General features: G+C 46.3%; 24 protein-coding genes. All 24 read left to right on the top strand.

The features are described 5' to 3' along the window. Nucleotides 1-272 precede the first annotated feature (272 nt). The 24 genes from atpB to MZO40_RS07905 all read left to right on the top strand — a co-directional run bounded on the left by atpB (nucleotide 273) and on the right by MZO40_RS07905 (nucleotide 24,961). The gene (gene atpB, locus MZO40_RS08020; protein WP_088771027.1) at nucleotides 273-986 is read left to right on the top strand and encodes a F0F1 ATP synthase subunit A; all 714 of its coding nucleotides are present in this window, start codon (nucleotides 273-275) and stop codon (nucleotides 984-986) included. A 37-nt stretch (nucleotides 987-1,023) separates the two neighbouring features. Then, nucleotides 1,024-1,236, top strand: coding sequence for a F0F1 ATP synthase subunit C (gene atpE / locus MZO40_RS08015; protein ID WP_003639224.1), 213 nt, complete (start codon nucleotides 1,024-1,026; stop codon nucleotides 1,234-1,236). 53 nt (nucleotides 1,237-1,289) lie between these two features. Next, nucleotides 1,290-1,805: a F0F1 ATP synthase subunit B gene (gene atpF, locus MZO40_RS08010; protein WP_003639223.1), complete on the top strand. Its 516-nt coding sequence runs from the start codon at nucleotides 1,290-1,292 to the stop codon at nucleotides 1,803-1,805. Then, nucleotides 1,795-2,340: an ATP synthase F1 subunit delta gene (atpH, locus tag MZO40_RS08005; RefSeq protein WP_056952768.1), complete on the top strand. Its 546-nt coding sequence runs from the start codon at nucleotides 1,795-1,797 to the stop codon at nucleotides 2,338-2,340. Before atpF ends, atpH begins: the two co-directional genes overlap by 11 nt. 22 nt (nucleotides 2,341-2,362) lie before the next feature. Beyond that, nucleotides 2,363-3,883: a F0F1 ATP synthase subunit alpha gene (gene atpA, locus MZO40_RS08000; protein ID WP_003639221.1), complete on the top strand. Its 1,521-nt coding sequence runs from the start codon at nucleotides 2,363-2,365 to the stop codon at nucleotides 3,881-3,883. A 29-nt stretch (nucleotides 3,884-3,912) separates the two neighbouring features. Next, nucleotides 3,913-4,857, top strand: coding sequence for a F0F1 ATP synthase subunit gamma (locus MZO40_RS07995; protein ID WP_105962026.1), 945 nt, complete (start codon nucleotides 3,913-3,915; stop codon nucleotides 4,855-4,857). A gap of 24 nt (nucleotides 4,858-4,881) precedes the next feature. Beyond that, complete coding sequence (gene atpD / locus MZO40_RS07990; protein ID WP_003639219.1) at nucleotides 4,882-6,285, top strand: F0F1 ATP synthase subunit beta; 1,404 nt, start codon at nucleotides 4,882-4,884, stop codon at nucleotides 6,283-6,285. 11 nt (nucleotides 6,286-6,296) lie between these two features. Next, nucleotides 6,297-6,725 (top strand): F0F1 ATP synthase subunit epsilon, encoded by a 429-nt coding sequence (locus tag MZO40_RS07985; RefSeq protein WP_105962027.1) that lies wholly within the window; start codon nucleotides 6,297-6,299, stop codon nucleotides 6,723-6,725. Nucleotides 6,726-8,254: 1,529 nt separating this feature from the next. Further along, on the top strand, nucleotides 8,255-9,571 hold the full coding sequence (gene murA, locus MZO40_RS07980; RefSeq protein ID WP_252133209.1) for a UDP-N-acetylglucosamine 1-carboxyvinyltransferase: 1,317 nt from the start codon (nucleotides 8,255-8,257) through the stop codon (nucleotides 9,569-9,571). Between the two features lie 106 nt (nucleotides 9,572-9,677). After that, complete coding sequence (locus tag MZO40_RS07975) at nucleotides 9,678-10,232, top strand: GNAT family N-acetyltransferase (RefSeq protein WP_050339393.1); 555 nt, start codon at nucleotides 9,678-9,680, stop codon at nucleotides 10,230-10,232. A gap of 124 nt (nucleotides 10,233-10,356) precedes the next feature. Then, nucleotides 10,357-11,358, top strand: a complete 1,002-nt coding sequence (locus MZO40_RS07970; protein WP_050339392.1) for a rod shape-determining protein — start codon at nucleotides 10,357-10,359, stop codon at nucleotides 11,356-11,358. A 6-nt stretch (nucleotides 11,359-11,364) separates the two neighbouring features. After that, nucleotides 11,365-11,637: a membrane protein insertion efficiency factor YidD gene (yidD, locus tag MZO40_RS07965; RefSeq protein ID WP_003639214.1), complete on the top strand. Its 273-nt coding sequence runs from the start codon at nucleotides 11,365-11,367 to the stop codon at nucleotides 11,635-11,637. Beyond that, nucleotides 11,621-11,848: a DUF2969 domain-containing protein gene (locus MZO40_RS07960; protein WP_003639213.1), complete on the top strand. Its 228-nt coding sequence runs from the start codon at nucleotides 11,621-11,623 to the stop codon at nucleotides 11,846-11,848. Before yidD ends, MZO40_RS07960 begins: the two co-directional genes overlap by 17 nt. Before the next feature lie 148 nt (nucleotides 11,849-11,996). Next, nucleotides 11,997-13,202 carry an FtsW/RodA/SpoVE family cell cycle protein gene (locus MZO40_RS07955; protein ID WP_003639212.1) on the top strand — a complete coding sequence of 402 codons (1,206 nt, stop codon included), beginning with the start codon at nucleotides 11,997-11,999 and terminating at the stop codon, nucleotides 13,200-13,202. A 30-nt stretch (nucleotides 13,203-13,232) separates the two neighbouring features. Beyond that, nucleotides 13,233-13,529: a glycine cleavage system protein H gene (locus MZO40_RS07950; RefSeq protein ID WP_003639211.1), complete on the top strand. Its 297-nt coding sequence runs from the start codon at nucleotides 13,233-13,235 to the stop codon at nucleotides 13,527-13,529. A 366-nt stretch (nucleotides 13,530-13,895) separates the two neighbouring features. Continuing rightward, a complete protein-coding gene (locus MZO40_RS07945) occupies nucleotides 13,896-14,927 on the top strand; it encodes a methionine ABC transporter ATP-binding protein (RefSeq protein ID WP_003639210.1) in 1,032 nt (343 codons plus the stop codon). Beyond that, nucleotides 14,920-15,612 carry a methionine ABC transporter permease gene (locus MZO40_RS07940; RefSeq protein WP_050339391.1) on the top strand — a complete coding sequence of 231 codons (693 nt, stop codon included), beginning with the start codon at nucleotides 14,920-14,922 and terminating at the stop codon, nucleotides 15,610-15,612. Before MZO40_RS07945 ends, MZO40_RS07940 begins: the two co-directional genes overlap by 8 nt. A gap of 27 nt (nucleotides 15,613-15,639) precedes the next feature. Beyond that, on the top strand, nucleotides 15,640-16,467 hold the full coding sequence (locus MZO40_RS07935) for a MetQ/NlpA family ABC transporter substrate-binding protein (RefSeq protein WP_003639208.1): 828 nt from the start codon (nucleotides 15,640-15,642) through the stop codon (nucleotides 16,465-16,467). A gap of 1,171 nt (nucleotides 16,468-17,638) precedes the next feature. Further along, nucleotides 17,639-18,568 (top strand): L-lactate dehydrogenase, encoded by a 930-nt coding sequence (locus tag MZO40_RS07930; RefSeq protein ID WP_050339390.1) that lies wholly within the window; start codon nucleotides 17,639-17,641, stop codon nucleotides 18,566-18,568. A gap of 160 nt (nucleotides 18,569-18,728) precedes the next feature. Further along, a complete protein-coding gene (locus MZO40_RS07925) occupies nucleotides 18,729-19,703 on the top strand; it encodes a DUF2785 domain-containing protein (protein WP_105962029.1) in 975 nt (324 codons plus the stop codon). Nucleotides 19,704-19,724: 21 nt separating this feature from the next. Then, nucleotides 19,725-20,753, top strand: a complete 1,029-nt coding sequence (locus MZO40_RS07920; protein ID WP_105962030.1) for a zinc-binding alcohol dehydrogenase family protein — start codon at nucleotides 19,725-19,727, stop codon at nucleotides 20,751-20,753. Between the two features lie 102 nt (nucleotides 20,754-20,855). Then, nucleotides 20,856-21,968, top strand: coding sequence for a D-alanine--D-alanine ligase family protein (locus MZO40_RS07915; protein WP_003639204.1), 1,113 nt, complete (start codon nucleotides 20,856-20,858; stop codon nucleotides 21,966-21,968). Between the two features lie 71 nt (nucleotides 21,969-22,039). Next, nucleotides 22,040-23,614: a glycerophosphodiester phosphodiesterase gene (locus tag MZO40_RS07910; protein WP_105962031.1), complete on the top strand. Its 1,575-nt coding sequence runs from the start codon at nucleotides 22,040-22,042 to the stop codon at nucleotides 23,612-23,614. 450 nt (nucleotides 23,615-24,064) lie between these two features. Next, complete coding sequence (locus MZO40_RS07905) at nucleotides 24,065-24,961, top strand: helix-turn-helix transcriptional regulator (RefSeq protein WP_003639202.1); 897 nt, start codon at nucleotides 24,065-24,067, stop codon at nucleotides 24,959-24,961. The last annotated feature ends 810 nt before the right edge of the window (nucleotides 24,962-25,771 follow it).

Here is a 25,771-nt window from a genome sequence, read left to right as displayed (position 1 = left end):
TGGTTGTCAGTTAGCACATGAAAATAAAGTCCAGATGATGAAAATCCAACGATGTGAAAGCTTCATGAAAGCTTGATGTTGTTGGATTTTTATTGATTGACGAAAAGTTGAAATTATTTTGAATTTTTTCGACGGTGGTGGTATTATTACCTTTGTATTTTGATTAGGGGCGACCCTGATCTACCATTTCGGATTACGATAAAATTGACGTTGCTAGTCGCAACGGTTAAGGTTATCATAGTACCGAAATTAAAGGAAAGAGGTGATATTCAGTGGGTGATCCAGTTCCTACAGTCAAATTCCTTGGGCTGACGTTTAATATCGCGAATGACATCTCAGTAATCGTGACTTGTCTAATCGTGTTCTTGTTTGTATTTTTGCTTTCGCGACATATTACGATGAAGCCCAAGGGTGGACAAAATGTGCTGGAGTGGCTCATCGAGTTCACGAATGGCATTGTCAAAGGTTCAATCAAGGGGAATGAAGCGTCCAACTTCGGTCTGTACGCCTTTACTTTGTTCCTCTTTATCTTCATTGCTAACCAACTTGGATTGTTCATTCATGTTCAAGTCGGCGAGTATACGTATCTGAAAAGTCCGACGGCTGATCCGATCGTGACTTTGACGTTATCGTTTATGACCGTTGCAATTGCGCATGCGGCAGGTGTTCGCAAGAAAGGCATGGGCGGCTATTTGAAAGAATATACGCAGCCTTTCGCAGTTTTCTCGGTTATCAACGTCTTTGAACAATTTACCGATTTTCTAACCTTGGGACTTCGGTTGTTCGGTAATATCTTTGCTGGTGAAATGTTGCTGACAAAGGTGGCTGACTTGGCAAAGAGTAACGGTTGGTTGAGCTATGTATACTCATTCCCAATTGAACTCTTATGGCAAGGTTTCTCAGTGTTTATCGGGAGCATTCAAGCGTTCGTGTTCGTAACCTTGACTTCAGTTTATATTTCTCAGAAGGTTAACGACGAGGAATAGTTTTCAGTTTTTTAATTTTAAGGAGGATACACAGATTATGGGAGCAATTGCTGCAGGTATTGCTATGTTTGGTGCCGCTTTAGGTGCTGGTATTGGTAACGGTTTGGTTATTTCTAAGATGCTTGAAGGGATGGCCCGTCAACCAGAATTATCTGGTCAATTACGGACTAACATGTTCATCGGTGTTGGGTTGATCGAATCAATGCCTATCATTTCCTTCGTTGTTGCTTTGATGGTTATGAACAAGTAATCATTGGTCAACGAGTTCATTTTAATGAAAATGAAAGAAGGAGGTGTCATTAGATGCTCTCGCATTTAATTATCGGTGCATCCGGTCTCTACCTTGGTGATATGTTGTTTATCGGGATCAGTTTCATTGTCTTGATGGCCTTGATCTCAGTTGTTGCTTGGAAGCCCATCACTAAAATGATGGCTGACCGGGCAGACAAGATTGCGAACGATATTGATTCAGCCCAAAAGTCCCGGCAAGAAGCCAGCGACTTAGCTGATCAACGTCGTGATGCGTTGTCACATTCACGCGCTGAAGCCAGTGAAATCGTGGCGGATGCGAAGAAGAGTGGCGAAAAGCAACGCACGACCATTGTTGCCGATGCCCAAAATGAAGCAACACAATATAAACAAAATGCACGCAAGGATATTGAACAGGAGCGTCAGGATGCCTTGAAGAACGTCCAATCAGACGTCGCTGACATTTCGGTTGCGATTGCGACGAAGATCATTAAGAAGCAATTGGATCCGGAAGGCCAACAGGCATTAATTAATTCGTATATTGAAGGGTTGGGAAAGCATGAGTCTTGATAATCTTACAATTGCAAGTCGCTATTCAAAGGCACTCTTTGAACTTGCAGTTGAAAAGGATCAGACCGAAGCATTCCTGGCTGAATTAAAGCAATTACGGCAAGTCTTTGTCGACAACCCGCAATTGGCAGAGGTCCTCTCAGGATCATTGCTTCCGGTTGATCAAAAACAGACAACGTTGTCAACTTTGACTGACCACGCTTCAGAATACATTAAAAACTTTATTCAAATGTTGTATGATTACGGCCGCATGTCTAACTTAGTTGACATTGTTGACGCGTTTGAAGCACGTTTCGATGAGAGTCGTAAAATAGTGCATGCCGAAGTAACGTCCGCGGTCAAGTTGTCAGATGAGCAAGCTGATGCAATCGCAAAGGCATTCGCCGAACGCGTTGGTGCCAATCAGGTTGTTTTATCACGTAAAGTCGATGAAGCAATCATTGGCGGAGTAATTGTGAAATCAAATAATCAAACGTTTGATGGAAGCGTTGCGTTACAACTAACGAATTTAAGACGAGCACTCATCAACAATTAGTTTACGAAGAGGTGAAACTTTTATGAGCATTAAATCTGAAGAAATCAGTGCTCTAATCAAACAACAATTAGAAAGTTATCAAACTGAGCTCTCAGTTGCTGAAACCGGTACTGTCACCTACGTTGGTGATGGGATCGCCCGTGCTCACGGACTCGACAACGCCTTACAAGGTGAATTGCTCGAATTCAGTAACGGAGTTTACGGGATGGTACAAAACCTCGAAAGCAACGATGTTGGTATCGTTGTCTTAGGGGATTTTGATGGTATTCGTGAAGGCGATACTGTTAAGCGGACTGGCCGCATCATGGAAGTTCCAGTTGGGGATGCCATGATTGGCCGGGTCGTGAACCCATTAGGTCAACCAGTCGACGGCTTAGGTGAGATTAAGACCACGAACACGCGGCCAATCGAACATAAAGCCCCAGGGATCATGCAACGGCAATCAGTTAGCGAACCACTCCAAACTGGGATCAAGGCCATTGATGCCTTAGTTCCAATTGGTCGTGGCCAACGTGAATTGATTATCGGTGACCGTAAGACTGGTAAGACGTCCGTTGCCATTGATGCCATTTTGAACCAAAAAGACCAAGACATGATTTGTGTCTACGTCGCAATTGGTCAAAAGGACTCAACGGTGCGGGCCCAAGTTGAAACGTTGAAGAAGTTAGGTGCGATGGATTATACGATCGTCGTTACCGCCGGACCTTCTGAACCAGCACCATTGTTGTACTTAGCACCTTATGCTGGGGCAGCGATGGGTGAAGAATTCATGTTCAATGGCAAGCATGTGTTGATCGTCTATGATGACCTTTCAAAGCAAGCAACGGCTTACCGTGAACTTTCATTGATTCTTCGTCGTCCTCCAGGTCGTGAAGCCTATCCTGGTGATGTCTTCTACTTGCACTCACGGTTGCTCGAACGGGCCGCTAAGTTGAGTGATGAATTGGGTGGCGGTTCAATGACTGCCTTACCAATCATCGAAACGCAAGCCGGGGATATCTCAGCATATATTCCAACTAACGTTATTTCCATCACCGATGGCCAAATCTTCTTGGATAGTGATTCATTCTATTCTGGTGTTCGGCCAGCGATCGATGCCGGGGCTTCTGTTTCCCGGGTTGGTGGGGATGCTCAAATCAAAGCCATGAAGTCAGTTGCCGGGACGTTACGTCTGGACTTGGCTTCATACCGTGAATTGGAATCATTCTCACAATTCGGTTCTGATTTGGATGCCGCAACCCAAGCGAAGTTAAATCGTGGGCAACGGATCGTTGAAGTCTTAAAGCAACCTGTTCATTCACCATTAAAGGTTGAAGAACAAGTTATGATTTTATACGCTTTGACGAACGGTTATCTCGATAAAGTGGCAGTAGATGATATTGCCCGTTATCAAAGCGAATTGTTCGAATTCGTCCATGCTAGTCATCAAGACCTATTTGACACGATCTTATCAACTAAGAAGTTGCCAGATACCGACAAGATGAACAGTGCGCTGGATGCATTCGCAGAACAATTCCAGCCAACCGCTGCCGCTGCAAAGTAGTTATGGCTGAAAAGGATGGTGAGTAGTGCATGGCAGAATCATTAATGGATGTCAAGCGCCGGATTGACTCAACGAAGAAGACTCATCAGATCACGTCCGCAATGCAAATGGTTTCAACCTCTAAGTTGAATCAGATTCAAAAGCATACGACGACGTATCGAGTGTACGCTTCCAAAGTTGAAAGCATCGTTTCGCATCTAGCCAAAGCTCATCTGATGTCAGCAAGTGTCGGTGTTGCCAATAGTAATTCCAATACCATCTCGGTCAGCGAATTATTAGCACAACGGCCTGTTAAAAAGACTGGTTTATTGATCATCACTTCCGACCGTGGTCTCGTGGGGAGCTATAACAGTAACGTGTTAAAGCAAACCAATGACTTCATGCGGACGCATAAGCTTGATGCCAATAACGCAGTCGTTTTGGCGGTTGGTGGCACTGGTGCGGATTTCTATAAAAAGAACGGCTTAAACGTGGCCTATGAATACCGCGGCGTCTCTGACGTACCAACTTTTAAAGAAGTTCGTGAAATCGTTAAGACAGTCACATCAATGTATCATAACGAAGTCTTTGATGAACTTTACGTGTTCTACAATCACTTTATCAACCGGCTTTCTTCTGGTTTCCGGTCAGTTAAAATGCTGCCGATCTCTGAAGAGACCTTTGAACAAAGTGAATCAGACAACCGTAAAGCCAAGGACAGTCGGGTCGATGTCGGTCCTGAGTACGAAATGGAACCGTCAGAAGAAGCGATTTTGTCGGCCGTGTTGCCACAATACGCTGAAAGCCTAGTTTATGGTGCAATCTTGGATGCCAAGACTGCTGAACATGCTTCGTCGTCAACTGCGATGAAGGCTGCATCAGATAACGCTGGCGATTTAATTGATAAGTTAAATCTGAAATATAACCGTGCGCGTCAAGCTGCGATTACCACTGAAATTACTGAAATCACTGGTGGCTTGGTTGCGCAAGAATAACGAAGTGGGAGGAATTAACGACTAATGAGTACAGGTAAAGTTGTACAAGTTATTGGACCCGTTGTTGACGTTGAATTCTCTCTAAACGACAAGTTACCCGATATTAATAACGCCTTGATCATTCAAAAGGACAACGATGACACTTTAACGGTGGAAGTATCGTTGGAATTAGGTGATGGGGTCGTTCGGACCGTTGCGATGGACGGTACGGATGGTTTACGCCGGGGAATGACGGTTGAAGACACTGGTTCTTCAATTACCGTTCCTGTTGGTAAAGAGACGTTAGGCCGGGTCTTCAACGTTTTAGGGGAAACCATTGATGGTGGTCCAGAATTCGGTCCAGACGCAGAACGTAACCCGATTCACCGGGATGCGCCTAAATATGATGAATTAACAACTAGTACGGAAGTATTGGAAACTGGGATTAAAGTTATCGACCTCTTAGCACCTTATGTTCGTGGTGGTAAGATTGGGTTGTTCGGTGGTGCCGGTGTTGGTAAAACCGTTTTAATTCAGGAATTAATTCATAACATTGCTCAAGAACATAACGGGATTTCCGTGTTTACCGGTGTTGGTGAACGGACGCGTGAAGGGAACGACCTTTACTTTGAAATGAAGGGTTCCGGCGTTCTGAAGAATACCGCCATGGTCTATGGTCAAATGAACGAACCACCAGGTGCCCGGATGCGGGTGGCCTTGACTGGGTTAACGATTGCGGAATACTTCCGTGATGTTCAAGGTCAAGACGTGCTGTTATTTATCGATAACATCTTCCGGTTCACTCAAGCTGGTTCTGAAGTTTCCGCCTTACTTGGCCGGATTCCTTCAGCTGTTGGTTACCAACCAACCTTGGCGACTGAAATGGGTCAATTACAAGAACGAATCACGTCGACTAAGAAGGGTTCCGTTACTTCGATTCAAGCCGTTTACGTGCCTGCCGATGACTATACCGACCCGGCACCTGCAACGACTTTCGCCCATTTGGATGCGACGACCAACTTGGAACGTTCTTTGACGGAACAAGGGATCTATCCAGCCGTTGACCCATTGGCTTCTTCATCAATTGCGCTTGACCCATCAATCGTGGGTGAAGAACATTATCAAGTTGCCACTGAAGTTCAACGGGTCTTGCAACGTTACCGTGAATTGCAAGATATCATCTCGATCTTAGGGATGGATGAATTATCTGACGAAGAAAAGACGACCGTTGCACGTGCACGGCGGATTCAATTCTTCTTATCACAAAACTTCTTCGTTGCCGAAAACTTTACGGGTCAACCTGGTTCATACGTGCCAATCAATGATACGGTCAAGGGCTTCAAAGAAATCCTTGAAGGTAAATATGATGACCTACCAGAAGACGCATTCCGTCAAGTTGGTAAGATCGAAGACGTGGTCGAAAAAGCGAAATCGATGGTAACTGATTAGGAGGGGTTTACATGGCTGACAATGCAAAATCATTAACCGTTAGCATCGTAACTCCAGACGGTCAGGTCTATGAAAACAAGACGCCAATGTTGGTCGTACGGACGATTGACGGCGAACTCGGGATTTTGCCGAACCATATTCCAGTGATTGCTTCGCTGGCAATCGATGAGGTTCGGATCAAGCAACTCGAAAGTGATCAGGAAGACGATGAAATCGCCGTTAACGGTGGTTTCGTTGAGTTCAGTAACAATACGGCTACCATTGTCGCCGATAGTGCTGAACGTCAGAATGACATTGACGTTGCTCGGGCTGAGAATGCACGGAAACGCGCTGAAACGGCAATCAAAGCTGCCCAACAAAAGCATGATGATGCTGAGTTGGCACGGGCGCAAGTTGCCTTGCGTCGGGCTATGAACCGTTTGAACGTTGCCCGGCATTAACCACAACTTAAAATTCTGAAAAGCATCTGCAATTATTTGCGGGTGCTTTTTTGTTGTGCCACGATAATTCGAGTTCTGAACACCGTTTAAGGTCAAAAGCAGCCAGCTGAGATTCGCTGGAAACAGGGCGAATTAGCGTAAACTTGCAGTCGTGGTGTCGTCCTAGGCCGGCTTCCAGGCATTTATGACAACGCTGGAACGCGATGGACACAGATTTAAGTCGACAACCCACGTCTTAAATACTGGTCTTTCACTAACCAAGCCAAAAACGCTTGCTAAGTGAAATTTCACCACTGGGCCTTGCCCAGAATACCTTCCAGCCGGGGATGGTATTCGAAAGGCGGACATGTGCGGACCCAACTTTTGTTAAACTGATTGTTGGTTTTTAATAGACAGTCATTTGATATTCAACTGTAAGACAGTTTCCGATAATGCTTAATAAGCTGTCTTACCTGTGTTTCAGAGCGACAAATCAGTAGACTGCTGAAGATTGTCAGAAAATTTTTACCTTGACTTAGATAGTAAAGTCTCAAATTCCAAACAGTTGGTAATTCTGTCATCCGGTCTGTCAAAATCTCACGACTAGATGACATTGGAATTAGTGAATGATCTTCATATCATCTTGTAAGCATTCAAGTTTATGAATCATTATTGACATTGTCTAAAAGTTTGGATAAAGGTCTAGTCACTAAAAGGCAATGGTCAATTGTACCAAGATAGGTGGCCGTTTATTTGCCATTCGAGCGGGTTCCCGACTGTAGGGGCTGGCTGACAATGCTCAGTAGCCAAATTATTCTTAGTCGGAAGTGGGGTGCTTCCGGCTTAGAATAAGACTCGTATTTGAAATTGCGCAGTGGGTTTCTGCGTGAGTTCAAATCGATGTCGGCTACGCTCCAGCAATTGTCAGCCAGCCCCGGAGGTCGGAGTAAGACGATCATCGGCCGACGAACAGGAATCCAGCGCATAGTCATTTTTATCACTCAATAAATAACTTCCACGATACCCGTGAGCGTATTAGACCCGTGTCAGGATGGGAAATGATAGAATAAATGCTAACGACGGGTTATGAATAGATACTGATAGGGGACGCTCAAAGTGTGGCTGCTTACACTGCCATCGCTAGCTAAATCAACACAGGCAAGGGTGTGTGATGATTCAATTGCTTGATTGTCAAGCGAAAGCGCTAACAAATCCAACATTAGTTAAGTAATCATAAGTATTTAATATTTGTGTTGGAATTGTAACGAAAATGTAAAATGTAATATTTCTTCACCGTAGTTCTATGTTATGATGATTAGGAACCGATTTGAACTTGAATGACACTCGGGTCGTTTGGCTAGGGGCCTTCAAGTCAACTGGCGGTTGAATGATATTGAGATTGCACCATCACGTGAACCAGTCGCTCTGGGATGCTGAGCAGCCAAGGCGACATGTACTGCTGCGTGGTGCGAGACCGTTTTGTTTTCATTGGGTCTGCAATCTGACGTAGCTTGTTTATTGATTATCGTTTAGTGATGGAGGGTTTATCCATGGAGGAAATTGTAGTTCATGGCGGTCAACGTTTGACAGGTAATGTTCATATCGAGGGCGCTAAGAACGCTGTGTTACCGATTTTAGCAGCCAGTTTATTGGCTAGCGACGGACAAACACATTTATCAAATGTACCAGTTTTGTCAGACGTCTTCACAATGAATAACGTCTTGAAATTTTTGAATACTAAAATTGATTTTGATGAAATTAATAAAACGATCGATATTGACGCCAGCCGTCAATTATCATCTGAAGCACCATTCCAATACGTGTCTAAAATGCGCGCATCAATTGTTGTGATGGGACCGTTATTGGCACGTTTAGGTCATGCGAAGGTTGCGATGCCGGGTGGGTGTGCGATTGGCTCACGGCCGATTGATTTACATCTCAAAGGCTTAAATGCGCTCGGTGCAGAAATCGAACGCCACGATGGCTACGTTGAAGCCACCGCAACTAAATTACATGGTGCGGCAATCTACTTAGATTTTCCAAGTGTTGGTGCGACCCAAAATATCATGATGGCCGCAACGCTCGCTGACGGCGTGACGACCATGGAAAACGTGGCGCGCGAACCAGAAATCGTCGACTTAGCTAACTATCTGAATCAGATGGGCGCTAAAGTCACGGGTGCCGGGACTGAAACGATCCGAATCGAAGGTGTTAAGACGATGCACGGTTGTGACCATAGCATCGTCCAAGACCGGATCGAAGCCGGCACGTTTATGGTCGCTGCCGCAGTGACGCAAGGTAACGTCTTGGTGGAAGACGCGATTGCGGAACATAACAAGCCGTTGATCTCAAAGATGCGCGAAATGGGTGTCACGGTGACCGAAGAACGCGGGGGTATCCGGGTCATCGGTCCGGAGACGTTAAAACCAACGTCGGTCAAGACACTGCCACATCCTGGTTTCCCAACGGACATGCAACCACAGATGACGATTCTGCAATTGTGTGCGCAAGGCACTAGTTTACTGACGGAAACGGTTTTTGAGAATCGCTTCATGCACCTAGATGAACTCCGCCGAATGAACGCTGATTTCAAGATTGAAGGACGGTCGGTCATTATGTATGGGCCAACTGATTTCAACGGGGCGCAAGTGACGGCTACTGATCTACGCGCAGCTGCAGCCTTAGTCATCGCCGGTTTAGTCAGTCGGGGTTATACCGAAGTGACTAACCTCAAGTATTTGGATCGGGGCTACTTCAACTTCCATGGTAAGTTAGCTAAGTTGGGTGCAGAAATCAAACGGGTCGAGATTCCAGATGGCACCGTTTATGCGCTTAATCCAGACTTTGCCAACCAGGCAGCAGAATAAATGTAAATAATTGCTTACAAAACCTTCAAAGTGCGCTAAACTCGTGTTTGAAGGTTTTTTTGTGGCGAGCCACTGTGGCTGACGCCCATCATTCGGGAGGACACTTATGTTTATTAATATTATCGACAAACACATTTCGTTAAAACCAACTGAGGTGGCTGACGCTGAGCCACTATTTGATCTCGTTGATCAGAATCGCGACCACTTAGCCCCATGGATGCCATGGGTCGATGCGACTGCGACTATCGCCGATGAACGCCAATTCATTGAAAGCATGTTGACCAAGCAAGCGCACGGACAAGTCTTCATTACGACTATTATCGTGGACGGTGAGGTTGCGGGAATGCTGGACATTCACAATATCAGTGACGTCAATCATCGTGGTGAAATCGGCTACTGGTTAGGCGCGGCCTATACGGGGCGGGGCGTGATGACCAAGGCGTTGGAACGATTAGAAGAGATTGCCTTTACTGAATTAGACTTACACAAGTTGAGTTTGGGCGCGGATGTCAATAATCAAGCGAGCCGCGCCGTTGCTGAACGTCGGCAATACCATTTGGATGCAACGTTGCCTGAGAACATCCTCGTCAATGAGCAGTACCGTGATGAAGCCATCTATTCGTTGACCGTTGATGAATGGTCCAAACGGCAAGATGACTAGCGACTGTTGAGCGTTTTGGCGCGCACAACTGAATCGTTGGTACATGCAGCCATTAGTTCTCATCAACTGTAGAGTATGGTATAATGATTAGTCGTATAATTGTATGTTTGAGAGGAGCAAAAACATGGCTTTAGATATTGGTATTGACCTGGGAACTGCCAATGTTTTGATTTACGTATCAGGTAAGGGCATCGTACTAAATGAACCATCCGTTGTCGCTATTGATACCAACACGAATCAAGTATTAGCAGTTGGGTCCGAAGCCTATCAAATGGTTGGGAAGACGCCTAGCAACATCCGGGCGATTCGGCCGTTAAAAGACGGGGTCATCTCCGATTTTGACGTCACCGAAGAGATGTTGTCCTATTTTATCAAAAAATTAAACGTTCGGGGAATCATGTCACGTCCAAGTATTATGATCTGTACCCCAACGAACACAACTGAAATTGAACGTAAAGCAATCTTACAAGCAGCAGAAAAATCCGGTGGTAACAAGGTCTACTTAGAAGTTGAACCGAAAGTTGCTGCAATCGGTGCCGGGATGGATATTTTCCAACCACGCGGTAACATGGTCATCGATATTGGTGGTGGAACGAGTGATATCGCGGTCTTATCACTTGGTGATATTGTCGCAAGTAGTTCACTACGGATGGCTGGCGATCGCATGAACCAAGACATTGTCAACTACGTTAAGGATCAGCATCACCTGCTGATCGGTGAACGCAGTGCTGAACAAGTCAAGATTCAGATTGCCCAAGTCTTCAAGCAAGATGGTGATGATGACAAGGTCACCCAAGTGCGTGGTCGTGATACGGTTACTGGGATGCCACGGTCAATTGATATTGACTCAAATCAGGTAGAAGAAGCCATTCACGAAACGCTGATGCAGATCGTCAGCACCGCGCATCACGTGATGGAAACTTTGCCGCCTGAAATTGCGGCAGACATTATCGATCGCGGGATCACCTTGACTGGTGGGGGTGCGCTGCTCAGCGGACTCGACCAGTTGATTAGTGAAAACTTACGCGTGCCCGTCATGGTTGCTGAACATCCGTTGAACAACGTGGCTCAGGGTGCCGGGATTTTGCTGGAACACATGCAGAAAACCGCAAAGAACAAGAAATAATTCGCGATGCGACGGTTATTAATGAAAGGGATCCGCTTCTATCAGCGGGCCTTTTCTGCGTTTAGTCCGGCCCATTGCCGTTATTATCCGACTTGTTCAAATTACACGTTGGAGGCAATCGACCGGTTTGGCGCAGTTAAGGGAAGTTTGATGGGGGTGGCACGCGTCTTGCGTTGTCACCCCTTCGTTAAGGGGGGCTTTGACCCCGTACCAGCCCATTTTTCACTGCGTCGTAATCCGCAATACAAGGAGGAAGACAACCGTGGCAAGAAAAGATAAGGCGATTTCGGTCACTTTAAATGAGACCAAGGTCAACGGTCAGACGGTTACCGAAGTTTTAATTGGAAAGCAGATGATTGGTCAGGTCACCCAAGTCGGCGAACGTTTTGATGCCGAAATGGTTAGCGACAACCAACCATTTGCACATACCAAATCTTTTGATGAGAGTTTGCAAGAAATCTTGTCAGCTTACCATTTACACAAAGGCTAATTTTTAGTAAACCTTCAACCTGGTCCCGAGAATTCGGCACCAGGTTGTTGTATAATAAAAGCTATCTTAGAATACCAATTGATAGTGTGAATAAGGTTAGATTCAACGTGGACGTTGGACTAATTCAAATAGGTTAGGAGCGTTATTTGTGGCAGAAGAATCTAGACTCCGCAGTCAAGACGAAGATTCAAGAATTGACTGGGGTATCATATTTTCAGTGATGATGCTAGGACTGATCGGGTTGGCCTCGATCTATGTCGCCGCAGTGCACGATTCTAGTTCAGTGAACGTCACGAAACAGGTGATTTCTCAAGTCATGTGGTTTGTGATTGGGACAGCGATTGCCGTGATCGTGATGCAATTTGACTCAGAACAATTGTGGCGCGTGGCGCCCATCGCGTATTGGTTTGGGATTTTCCTACTAGCGGCCGTGCTGGTCCTGTATAGTCGGTCGTTGTACACGAGTACCGGGGCCAAAAGTTGGTTTGCGGTCGGCTCGTTGACGCTGCAACCGTCTGAAATCATGAAACCAGCCTTCATCTTGATGTTAGGCCGGGTGGTGACGATGCATAATACGGAGCATCCGACTCATACCATGGCGGGTGACTGGCAGCTGATTGGTAAATTGGTGGCGTACATGATTCCCGTTGCCATCCTGTTGAAACTCCAAAATGACTTTGGGACGATGCTCGTGTTCTTCGCCATTTTGGGTGGTGTGATCTTAGTTTCTGGGATTTCATGGCGGTTACTTGCACCGACCTTTGCAATCGTTGCGGCGGTTGCCGGGACGGCGTTGTACTTGGTCATTTCTCAAAGTGGTCGGCATATTTTGGAAGCCGTTGGGTTCAAACAGTACCAATTTGCACGTATCGATACTTGGTTGAATCCCTCAACGGATACGTCTAACAATGCGTACCAAGTTTGGCAGAGTATGAAGGCCATTGGGTCCGGACAGATTACTGGTCGTGGGTTTAACGTGTCGCACGTGACCGTGCCAGTGCGTGAATCCGATATGATTTTCTCCGTGATTGGTGAAAACTTTGGCTTTATCGGCTGTGCCGTAGTTATTTTGTTATATTTTCTATTGATTTACCAAATGATTCGGGTTACGTTTGATACTAAGAACGAATTTTATGCTTACATTTCGACCGGGGTCATCATGATGATTCTCTTCCACGTGTTCGAAAACATTGGGATGAGTATTGGACTGTTACCAATGACCGGGATTCCGTTGCCGTTTATCAGTCAAGGGGGTTCGGCGTTGATTGCCAATATGGCGGGGATCGGCTTGATGATGTCGATGCGGTTCCACTACAAGTCATATATGTTCAGTCGTAACGACCGGTTCGAATAGTAAAATTATTGCAAAGGTATGGTGGAATGTATGAGTGAAGATGCAGCTTATTTTTGGACAAAAGATGTCGATGGTCACACACGCTTGGGCTTAACTAAAGCCGCTCACGAAGCATTGGGCGAAGTTAAGTATGCGGAATTACCCGCAATTGGCGACAAGATTAGTCAAAACAGTGCGTTTTTAAGCGTTGAAGCAACGAAGGCCGTCTCAGAATTTAACGCCCCAATCAACGGGACGGTGGTTGCAGTCAATCCCGCACTTAAGGACAACTTTGATGCCTTGAACAGTGTTGAAGACGGGGTTGCTTGGTTAATCGACGTGGACTAATTGTCAGGCCTTGACAATTAGAAACAGGCTCGGTATACTCGTTACATTAACAAATGATTAAAAAACTTCATTTTGAAAAGATGAGTACGTGGCTACGATTACCTAGAGAGTCCCTCGTTGGTGCAAGGGGATTAATCGTGAAGCGGAAGATGGTCTTGAAATAATGGCGTTCAGTGAACGAAAGCAAGCTGGACGTGGGTCGCATCCATTACTATGCGGGAGTTCAGAGTAACTCTTGAGACAACCAGTGTGAGCTGGTTGTGAAGATGGGTGGTACCACGAGGCTAAGCTTCTCGTCCTATTGATGATTATGGTGATAATTGTCTGGGATGAGAAGCTTTTTTTGATGCATAAGGAGGAATTGACTTGATTGAATTTAAAGATGTGACAAAGACCTTTGATGTTAAGCAGGGCGCCGTTCACGCGGTCCAAGATGTTAACTTGAAGATTGAGGACGGTCACATTTATGGCATCGTCGGTTATTCTGGCGCGGGTAAGAGTACCTTAGTCCGGATGCTCAACGGGCTCGAAACGCCAACTAGCGGGTCAGTTGTGATTGACGATGTGAATATTACGACGCTGAGTGGCGCTAAATTACGTGCTCAACGGCAAAAAATCGGCATGATCTTTCAACATTTCAACTTGTTGTGGTCACGGACCGTGTTAGAAAATATCATGTTTCCACTTGAAATTGCGGGTAAGTCCAAAGCGGAAGCGCGCAAGAAGGCGGAACACCTCGCAGATTTGGTTGGACTCGCTGGTCGCGAGACCGCCTATCCGTCAGAATTATCTGGTGGTCAAAAGCAGCGGGTCGGGATTGCCCGGGCGTTAGCAAATGACCCGCAAATCTTACTTTCTGATGAAGCAACGAGTGCCTTGGATCCGCAAACGACTGATGAAGTCCTCGACTTATTGTTGTCGATCAATCAAAAGTTGCATTTAACCATTGTCTTGATCACCCATGAAATGCACGTCATCCGTAAGATTGCGGATCACGTGGCCGTCATGGAAGCCGGTAAGATCGTTGAACAGGGCCCAGTGCTCGAAGTCTTCAAGCGGCCAAAGCAAGCCGTTACGAAGCGTTTCGTGAACGAAGAGGTCACCCCTTCATTGAATGATACGACAGTGGTCGTTGATCAGTTGCTTGAAAAATATCCTAAGGGGACGATCGTTCAATTGACGTTCCACGGCGACCAAGCCCAGTTACCAATTGTGTCCGAAATGTTGAAGAAGTATCCACTGGATTTGAACATCATTGAAGGTGGGATTCATCAGACGCAAGAGGGCGCGATTGGGTCACTGTACGTGCAATTGACTGGTGATGAAGAACAACTCAAAGGTGCCTTAGCATACCTACAAACCATGCGTGTCGAAACGGAGGTCTTAAACCGTGAATAGTCAAGGATTAGATTCATACTTCAAATTTTCCAATGTGGATTGGGGAAGCATGATGTCCTCAACTTGGGAAACGATTTGGTTGACGATCGTTTCCATGGTGGTCGTGGCAATTTTAGGGATTGCCTTAGGATTGTTACTTTACGAGACCGCCGGCAGTCAAAATATCTTAGCTAAAATCTTGAATTGGGTCGTGGCGTTGTTCGTCAACGTGTTCCGGTCGATTCCATTTATTATCTTGATCGTGCTATTATTACCGATTACGTCCAAGTTAGTTGGAACCATCATTGGACCACGCGCGGCGCTGCCTTCACTGATTATTTCAGCGGCACCGTTTTACGCACGGATGGTCGAATTAGCGTTCCATGAATTAGACCATGGCGTGATTGAAGCGGCTGAATCGATGGGTGCCACACGTTGGCAGATCGTCCGCAAAGTATTGTTGCCCGAAAGCATGCCAGCGTTAGTTTCTGGGATTACCGTAACAACGATTTCGTTGATTGGGTATACTGCGATGGCTGGTGCGATCGGTGCTGGTGGTTTGGGGAACTTGGCTTATCAAGATGGGTTCCAATCCAACAACAATGCCGTGACATTGGTCGCAACCGTGATTATTGTCATTATTGTGTTTATTTTCCAATTTATTGGGGATTTCGCTGTTCGTCATATCGATAAGCGGGTCAATTAAAGTTAGTTCTTAGGAGGAATTAGGGTCATGCAAAAAAAGCGGATTTTAGGGTTATTGGCAGTTGCAGCAACCGCCATTTTATTAGTTGGCTGTGGTAAGTCTTCTTCAGAATCGAAGACCACGACGATTACGGTGGGCGCTTCTGCCGTACCACACGCACAGATTTTAAAGCATGTGCAACCAGAATTGAAAAAGGAAGGCGTCAACTTGAAGATCAAAGTCTTCCAAGATTACGTTTTGCCTAACAAAGCGTTAGCTTCAAAGGAATTAGATGCCAACTACTTCCAGCACATTCCATTCTTAAAGAACTGGAACAAGGAAAACAACGGTACTTTAGTTTCTGCCGGCAAGGTTCATTTGGAACCAATCGGTGTTTACTCCAAGAAAGTCAAGAACTTGAAAGACTTGAAGGATGGCGCAACGGTCTTAGTAAGTAGTAATGTTGCCGACTATGGTCGGGTCTTAACCTTATTCAAGGATGCGGGCTTGATCACGTTGAAGAAGGGCACTGATTTGACTTCTGCCACGTTTAACGATATCAAGACCAACAAGCGTCACTTGAAGTTCAAGCACTCTTACGAAGCTAAGTTAATGCCGACCTTCTACAAAAACAACGAAGGTGACGCGGTTGTGATCAACGCTAACTACGCTGTTCAAGCTGGGTTGAATCCTAAGAAGGATGCCATCGCCCTTGAAAAATCCGACTCGCCATACGCTAACATTGTGGCTGTCCGTAAAGGTGACAAGAACAAGCCGGCCATCAAGAAGTTGATGAAGGCCTTACGTTCTAAGAGTACCCAGAAGTGGATCGAAAAGAAATACAAGGGTGCCATCTTGCCAGTTTCTGCTGACTAGTCATGACCCTGCAATACCAAACATCATGATTCCAATTAAGCTAGTTTCAGAGCCTGAGTGCTTTGGGGCTAGCTTTTTTTGGAATTGACAATCAGGAATGGCCAGCTGAGAACCGTTGGAAAAGCTGCTGAGCAAACAAAAAGCATGCCACCTCAATCATCACGATTGGGGTGGCATGCTTTTTTGAAGCTGGGTCTGTGCCTTGATCTGCGCGCAGTCGTGTTAACAGTCTGTGCATGGTATTTATCAAACTTTTGGCAGCAGAGCAGGCTTTGGTGCGGCCCCGTTTATCAGGCCCATTTTTTGCGGACTTTGCAGTGGCCCTTAATTGTGCTTCAGTAGTGATTCTTACCCCTCTAAATCAGCTAAAAAGCTTGCCAAACAATACAACGAACCTAGCAAGTTCAAATAGTACGCCGAGCGCAAGGAACAGGACTAATGTAATCAGTCCGACTTTTTTGATTGTCATCTTAATCCCCCATTTTATAAATGATATACAACCGATGATATGATTTTATTACAAAACACCACCGCTGTGGAAGTAGGTGGGCTTGCAATTTATTTGAATCATCGGGTCCTGGGAACTTGTCCTGATCACCAAAGATAACAAAGTCCTGAATTCTAACGAAGGGAATTTTGTCGACTAAGTTCAAGACTAGTTGCCATTGAAATTTAGTATCATTAAGATGAGTGACGAATATTCAGTACGCTTCGCAGAATTCAAATGCCTTAAAGCATCAACGATACCGTTTATAAGTTTGACTGAAGGTCCAGTCTCCTAATATTCAGTGGTCAATTGCACCCAGATAGGTGGCCGTTCATCTGCCATTCGAGCGGTTTCCCGACTGAAGGGGCTGGCGGACAATGCTCAAGGGCGAAATTCTTCTTGTTCGGGTGGGTTTCCCGGGCTAGAAGAAGACTCGTATTTGAAATTGCGCAGTGGGTTTCTGCGTGAGTTCAAATCGATGTCCGCCCTGTTCCAGCGTTGTCAGCCGGCCCCGGAAGTCGGACTAGGACGAGCAAATGCCGACGAACAAGTCACTACCCCATACATGAAAACCTCAAAATTAGAACATCCTTAAAATCCCGTGAGACAGCGTCCTGCTTGACTTTATAGCGGTTCCAAGGTACGCTTACCAAGTTAAATAAACTACAGATTGGAGTTTGCAGCATGCGTAAATATGGTGTGATCGGGTTAGGCCAAGTCGGTGCGACGGTGGCTTATACGTTGGTTCAACAAGGAATTGTTGATGAATTGGTCTTAATTGACAAGAATGAGGCCTTGGCGAAGGCCCAAAAGCTCGATTTAGACGATGCGTCTCCTCGGCTAAGCTCAACAACTAAAATCATTTTAAATGACTACGATGCCTTAGCAGACGCCGAAGTATTGATTGTGGCTTCCGGTAATATTGGGGCAATCGATATGAACAGTTCAAAGGGGCGCTTTGGTGAATACGATTTGAATCAAGCCATCGTCCGTGATATTGCGCCTAAAATCGTGGCGTCTGGCTTCAAGGGGATTCTCATTGATATCATGAACCCATGTGATGTGATGACCGATTACTTACAACGAATGACTGGGTTTCCACGCAACCGGGTCTTTGGGACCGGGACGTTCCTCGATACGGCACGGATGCAAAAATATGTGGGACAAGCAACTGGGACGAACGGTAAAAATGTTTCTGGCTATGTTTATGGCGAACACGGCAATTCCCAATTTGTCGCTTGGTCCACGGTCAGTGTGAATGGTCAGCCAATCAAGAAATTCCCTGGCTTGAATCTTGACCAGTTGGAAGAAGATGCGCGGCAAGGGGCCTTTGCTGTCATGGCCGGAAAGCACTACACCAATTTTGCGATTGCCACTTGTGGCGTACGTTTGGCGGAAGCGGTTAGTGCTGACGCGCAGCTCGCTTGCCCAGTTTCGGCGTTTGACCCACAATTCGGAACTTACGTCGGTATGCCGGCTGTGATTGGCAAAAATGGGATCGAATCCTTGATCCAACTTGAACTAACGGCTGATGAACAAGCGTCATTAGCAGCCTCAGCCAAGTTTATCAAGTCACAGGTCGACGTGCTGCCAGGTGCCGAAGTTAACGCATAATTAACACATGATCAAACGATTTAGTTAGGGACCATCAAGAGCGACCTGAGTAGTCATCAGTCGATCTTGATGGTCCTTTATAAAACTAGTGGGTTCTCTTGGGCAGACGGGCGCCAACATGCTAAAATAGAAGTTAAATTGGATATTTACGAGGTCATTTATGCAAGCAGAGAAATTGAAGCAGGTTAAAGATGCAGTTTTAAAATTGAGACAGCAACTGCGCTCAGGACAGCTCTATCAGTCGTTACCAATTCGGATGGACGGGCTGGTTGCGCAGTTGCCGCAGACGGTCACAACGACGGTGACGCTTCCTAGTGATGAGGAAGTCCTGCCCTTGATTACGGACCTTCACGAACAATTAACGAAGGGCACGTTGACGGCCATCAGTGATGAGCAGATTCGACAGTTGATGGCACATATTGGCTCACGCAATCCGCGTGTGCGTGACCAGGGTGTTTATTATTTACTAAACGAGGCCTTGCAACAGCAAGTCCTGACAACGCAACAGCTGGGCGATATTTTCGACCAGTTGATTCAAGATGACGTGTTATTTGCCCATATCGATGAACCACAGAATGACGCCGTTTATCAGCGCTCATTTGCCGTTTTATTATTATCAGTTTTACTATATGCCGACCACGCGGGGTTAACTTTCATGACACCCGCACGCTTGGAACTCATCGTTACCCAGATGACCGCTTATATTTTGCTTGAGCAGGATACGCGCGGCTTTGTTGGGACGACCGGATGGGCCCATGCCTATACGCATATCGGCAATATTTTAGACGAGTTAGCGGATGAATCAGAATTAGCGCGTGCGGATAAATTGCTGTTATTGGCGGCCCTGATGAGTCGTTACCAAACACTGACGACGCCCCTGATTTTTGGCGAACCTGAGCGCTTGTCGTCTTATTTGACGCTGATTTCCAATAAGGATGAGTTGTATTGTGAGTACTTGCTGATGGCACTCAAACGGTGGCACCAACGGTTAATGGCCCACCGTCACCCCAATAGTGAAGCAGAATGGACGCAGATCTTTAATCGGAATCGGTTGCTAGAAGCCTTAGCGCTCCATGATGATTTGCCAACCGCGGTGGTCGATTATTTAGATGATGAATTGGAATTTTTAGGATAGTTTTGAAAGGAAGTCTTTTGAATGCAAGCAAAAGCAGTTGGGGTCTTACAAGGATTACCGATCAGTGACCCACGGAGTTTACAGGACGTGACCATTGACGTCGTACGGCCACAGGGACGAGATATTCTCGTGGAAGTCTTGGCGACGTCAGTTAATCCGATTGATACGAAGCAACGGCAGGGGCAGCCTGAAGTCACGACACCACGGATACTAGGCTTTGACGCTGTCGCAAAGGTCCTGGCAGTCGGGGAGGCCGTCACGACGATCATGACCGATGATATCGTCTATTACGCTGGTGCGGTCGACCGTCCTGGTAGTAATGCCCAGTATCAACTCGTTGATGAACGACTCGTGGCTTGTGCCCCGAAGACCTGGACGACCGCTGAATCGGCAGGCTTACCGTTGACGACTTTGACTGCTTGGGAAGCTTTGTTTGAAAAGTTACCTTATACGGCAGCTGCGGATGCCAATGTCGGTCACAGCGTTTTAATCATTAATGGTGCCGGTGGAGTTGGTTCCATGGCGATTCAATTGGCTAAGTGGGCCGGGCTCACGGTGGTCACGACGACTGGTAAGCCTGAAACGACTGCCTGGGTCAAGCAACTTGGTGCTGATGTCGTGTTGGATTATCATCAGGACTTGGCGCCACAACTGGCCGCTGCGGGTCTAGACAGTGTCGAGCATGCGATCCTACTGCATTCTACTGATTTGTACTTGCCAATCGTGACCCCACTGGTCCAACCACTCGGGACGATTGTGGCGGTGGTGACGAATCAGAAGCCGCTACCGATGGACTTGCTGAAGCCCAAGAGCTTGAACTTTGCTTGGGAGTTCATGTTCACGAAGGCCAATTATCAGCTGACGACCATGGCGACGCAGGGGATTATCTTGGCGCGCGTCGCTCAGCTGGCGGATGCTGGGATCATCGTTCCAACGACCAAACAAACGTTGACTGGCATCAATGCAGCCAATCTGCGGCAAGCCCATGAAATCGTCGAAACAGGTCAAATGTTAGGTAAAGTTGTTTTGACTGGGCCCTTCAATGCTTAAAAAAGCATGTTTTGGTTGCAAAAATGTTTCCAATTGTGCTCAGATATTGTAGAATTAATTAAGCCGTAGTATGAAATAAACCTTGATAGGATGAACAAAATTATGGAGACACAAAAAAAGATCCACGTTGGGATGTTATTTGGCGGGAACTCTTCAGAACACGATGTTTCAAAGCGTTCCGCTCATAACATTTATGATGCCATGGACAAGAATAAGTACGATGTTGATTTGTTTTTACTGACAAAGGACGGAATTGTGCTAAGTGATGCCGCAACTCGGCGGGTATTTGATGGTGAACCAGAGGATCAAGTGGTGGCCGAAGAAATGCCGAAGTTGGACATGAGTGATCCATTAGCGCCCATCAAGAACCTTGCACTCGCTAAGGATATTGATATTTTCTACCCAGTTGTGCACGGTAATTTAGGTGAAGACGGGACCTTACAGGGACTCTTCAAGCTATTGAAAAAGCCGTATGTTGGGAGTGGCGTGTTAGCTTCTGCTGCTAGTTTCGATAAGGACATTACCAAGCAGATTTTGACACACCATCATATTCAGAACACCAAGTATGTCGTGGTAACGCCTGAAAACCGGGAACAAATGACCTATGCTTATTTGCAAGCACACGTTGGCGATCATTTATTCATTAAGCCAGCGAACCAAGGGTCATCGGTCGGGATCCACAAGGCTGAAAACGAGCAGGAATATCTGGACGGCTTAGCAGATGCCTTCAAGTATGACTACAAGATTTTGGTCGAAGAATCAATCGACAATCCGCGTGAAGTCGAATGCTCAATCCTGGGTAACGAAGATCCGAAAGCTTCTAAGCTTGGGGCCATCGACGTGCCTAAGACGGATACGTTCTACGACTATAACAATAAGTTCGTGGACGCGAGTGGTGTGACCTTCGAATTACCTGTCGAATTGCCCGCAGACTTAACACAACGGATTCAACAAATGTCATTAGATGCCTTCAAAGCCTTAGGGTTGAAGGGTATGGCCCGCGTTGACTTCTTAGTTTCTGAAGATGGCGAACCTTATTTGGGCGAAATCAACACCTTACCTGGTTTCACGAATATTAGTTTGTATCCGAAATTATGGGAAGTCTCAGGAATCAGTTATACTGATTTGATCGATCAGTTGATTCAACTTGGGTTTGATGAATTTAAACGTCAATCTGAAATTCACTACGATTTTGTGGCTTTGGACGCAGAATAATTGGTGAATGTCGTGGTGGTTGGGATGAAGTCATTCATCGCAACCACCTTTTTTTACGAGGAGGGGTCAAAGTGAGTCATCGCGAAGGTCAATGGTTGGCGAGTCGTCGACAATTAACCGGACCATTCGCAAGCTGGTGGCTAGTTGGGTTGTGGCTGGCCCTAGTGGTGAAGTTACTGGGCATTCAGCTGGGCGGCATCGTCACACTTGGGGGCTTACTGTTACTGAGTCTTTGGCTACCGTTATTCGCTGTTCGCAGTAGTCGTCGGCGCTGGACAGTCCGACAAATTGGCCGCTTATGGTGCCAATTAGTTGTACTGGCTGTGTGGTGGTTACCGCTCGGCTGGTTCAGCTACTTACCGACTGTTCAGGCGAGTTTGAAGTTACCAGCGGTTTGGCAAAACTGGCTTTTTAATACCCGTTATGAGTGGCTGCCAGTCGTCATCCCGTTGTGGCTGTTCTGTTGGTTAGCGAGTTGGAAATGGTTAGCAGGGGTTGCTCAGTTGATGGCAGTGCCGACCGGTTGGCGTGATTTTTGGCGCGCCGGGCGACAAAAACATTGGTGGTCGGTATTCAAAGCCAGTTTTGCCAAGCTGTTGGCAATCATTGGTTGGCTGGGGCTAGTGGTGATTGGCACTGGCTTCGTTTGGCTGAGTGACATCGCGCCGCTGGGCAACGTCGGTAACCAACTGGTCAGTCGGGTGCTTGCTATCATTGTGCTCGCCATGGGACAAGCTTGGTGGTGGCACGTATTGATGGGTTGGTGGTCGATTCACTGGCCTGATTCGAAAATCCCCGTACGGCCAAAGTGGCAGGGACGACTGTTAATGCTGATTGGCGGATTGAGTTTACTAGGCTATGCGGGTTGGTGGCTAGGAACGCCTCCTGAGACCACACCAGCCGTGATTGCCCATCGGGGTGTCAATGGCCATGACGGCGTACAGAACACGACAGCGGCGCTCAGAAAGACCGTTAAGCAGACGCATCCCGATATGGTGGAGATGGATATTCAGCCGACTGCCGATTTACACTGGGTCGTGATGCACGATCCGACGCTAAAGGCTTTAGCTGGGCAAGCTGGAACAGTCCGTGATTATCCGGTCAATGATTTGAGTGGTTTACCGCTGCGTGAACATGGCCAAACGGGGCGGTTGAGTACGTTTAAACAATACTTCGCCATTGCCCAACAGTTACACCAGCCACTATTAGTCGAAATCAAAGCAGTCGGACCGGCTGACCAATTGATGGGGCCGTTTGCGGACCGCTATGCGCAGTTGATCGTGCGTCATCAAGGAGCCGTACATTCGTTGGATTACCGAGTGATCGAGCGGCTCCATCAGCGGAATGCCAAGTTATCAGTGGGATTCATTACGCCATTTTATCTGACTGATTTTGCAGATTCGGTCGCAAATTTTTATTCGCTACAAGCGTTGACAGCCACCCGTGAACAGATCAGTGCTGCACATCGGCACCAACAACCGGTCTATTTTTGGACGGTCGACCGGTCGTTTGACATGCAGCGCTTAGCGGCGATGGGGGCGGATGGCATCATTACCAACCGTCCTGGACAGTTACGCCGTGTCCAGACTGACAGCAGCCATTATTATTTTTATCAATTGATAAATTGGTTCCTGGAGTGGTTATAATCCGCTGAAAAGACTATGAGAAGCCCGCTTAATTATTAAGGATACGGATTCAGGTTGTTGAGGGTGTCATGACAATTGATTTTGACCTTATGTAAGGCTAATTGGCTCGGCTTTGAATCGCTTTCAGTAGTTATCACTTTTAATAAACAAGGCCTTAATTTGGCTGGTTAACAAACAGGGTCAGTCGATAATTAATAAATGACCTAACGCGGTTAACATGGTATAAACTTAATATTAAATAAGAATTACGCGTATTTCTTGCTTAAATTCCGTTATGTGAATATAATTATATGCGTAATTGGTATTGTCCAATTGACTAGGACTCAATTATTCGAACGTTTTAATGAGGATTGATTAGGTGTCACGATACCCTTACTTACGAAGTGGGGTCGGGTAAGGGTAGGTACAACTGAGTTTGGTTTAAGGCAGATCAAAAAAGAGGGGTTAAGCATGAGAATATTAGGCGAAAAGGTGCGGCAGTTCCGGAAGCGTAAGGGCATGTCGCAAAAAGAATTGGCAGAGGGTATTTGTACCCAGGCAACGATCAGTTTGATTGAGAAAAAAAGCAAGATTCCTAGTATGAAGATTATGATGAAAATCTGTAATCGATTAGGAATTCGTTTGTCAGAAGTGATTATTGAAAATGATGACCAGTTATATCGGACTTTCAAAAAAATTGATTCATTGATTCGTCACACGCAGCTCCAAGAAGCGCAGGATGTCTTTCAACGGATCCGGCCAAAGCAATTGCGTAGTAATAATGACAAGAAACAATATTACTACTACGAAGGCTACTTACAGCTTGTCTTGAACGACAACGCCGACGAAGCAATCTTCAACTTTGGCTTGTTATTGAACCAGTTTGTGAAGTCTAGTCATGATATGTATGCTATTTTAGCCACTTTGGGGACCGGCTTGGCTTATGAACGTAAGCAGGCTTATGATAAGGCTGAGATTTTTGTCAAACAAGCCGTGGCGACCTTGCATACGATCGACGCGCAAGCGATGCCAATGGGCGACGATGACTACTTGCAAAATGAGATTTTGATTTACGCTTCAGCCGCACAGCTCTATGCAAAGATCAACTTCCCAGAAGAAGCCCTTGAGTTGATCGACTTAGCCCTCAAGAAGGCCCAAGAAAGCCAGTCATTGTACTTGTTGGATCGGTTATATGCACAAAAAGCCGCCAACGAGGTCGTGTTAAATAACGTGCAATCTGCGCACGACCACTATTACGTGGCCTACGCGTTGAGCCTCGTTACGCACAACACTTCTTTAACTGAAAAGATTACCAAGGAAATGGCCGCTTACCACATTGCACCATTGCAAGTGGCAAACGAAGCTTAATTCGCGGTATGAGCCAGCTAACGCTAGACCAGCCTAGTAGGAGGGATTCTCTCTTTCTATGAGTGCCGGCGTCGTTAGCTGGCTTTTTTTTTGCCGTTGTCAGTAGCCCCACAATGGCGACATTCTCACGATGTTATCTCCCAGTCAACATCACGCATTGTGTTAGTCAATTTGTCATGAATCATGCTGTTTTCTAAGTTCAAGTGCTGCCAGCTGAAACCCGCTGGAAACGGTGCGAGTTACTGGAAACTTGCTGTTGTACGTTCGTCCTAAGCCGGCTTCCAGGCATTCTGGGCAATGGCCGGAAACGTGGTGGACACAGATTTAAGCCGACAACCCACGTCTTAAATACTGGTCTTTCACGTTAGCTGCAGTATGGATGAAACGTGTTCGGGTCAGACTGGGACTTCCGGTTAGCTACGCCAGAACGCCAAGCGGAAAAGCACCGCTTAACGCTCTAGCTAGGCTAATCCTCAGTCCCAACCGTCTGAGCCTCACACTCTGAGAAGCACTGGGCCTTGCCCAGAATACCTTCCAGCCGGGATGGTATTCGAAAGGCGGACATGTGCGGACTCAACTTTTTGTTGGATTAGTCGTTGATTCTTGGCTAACAGTCATTTTGACATTTAATTGTGAGACTTGTTCTCAATGATAGCTAAACTTTCTTCCCGGATTTTAAATCATCGAATCATCGGGTTCACTGGACTTGCCATAACTTTCTTTGGTCGGCCTGAGATAGCAAAGTTTCGAACTATAAACGAGGACAATTTTATCGACTAATTTCAAGATCAGTTGCCATTTGGATTAGTG

Source organism: Lactiplantibacillus sp. B652, assembly GCF_023806745.1.
Classification (GTDB): Bacteria; Bacillota; Bacilli; order Lactobacillales; family Lactobacillaceae; genus Lactiplantibacillus; species Lactiplantibacillus pentosus.
The sequence above is the reverse complement of the archived record's forward strand: the minus strand, read 5'-3'. Positions and strand labels throughout refer to the sequence as shown.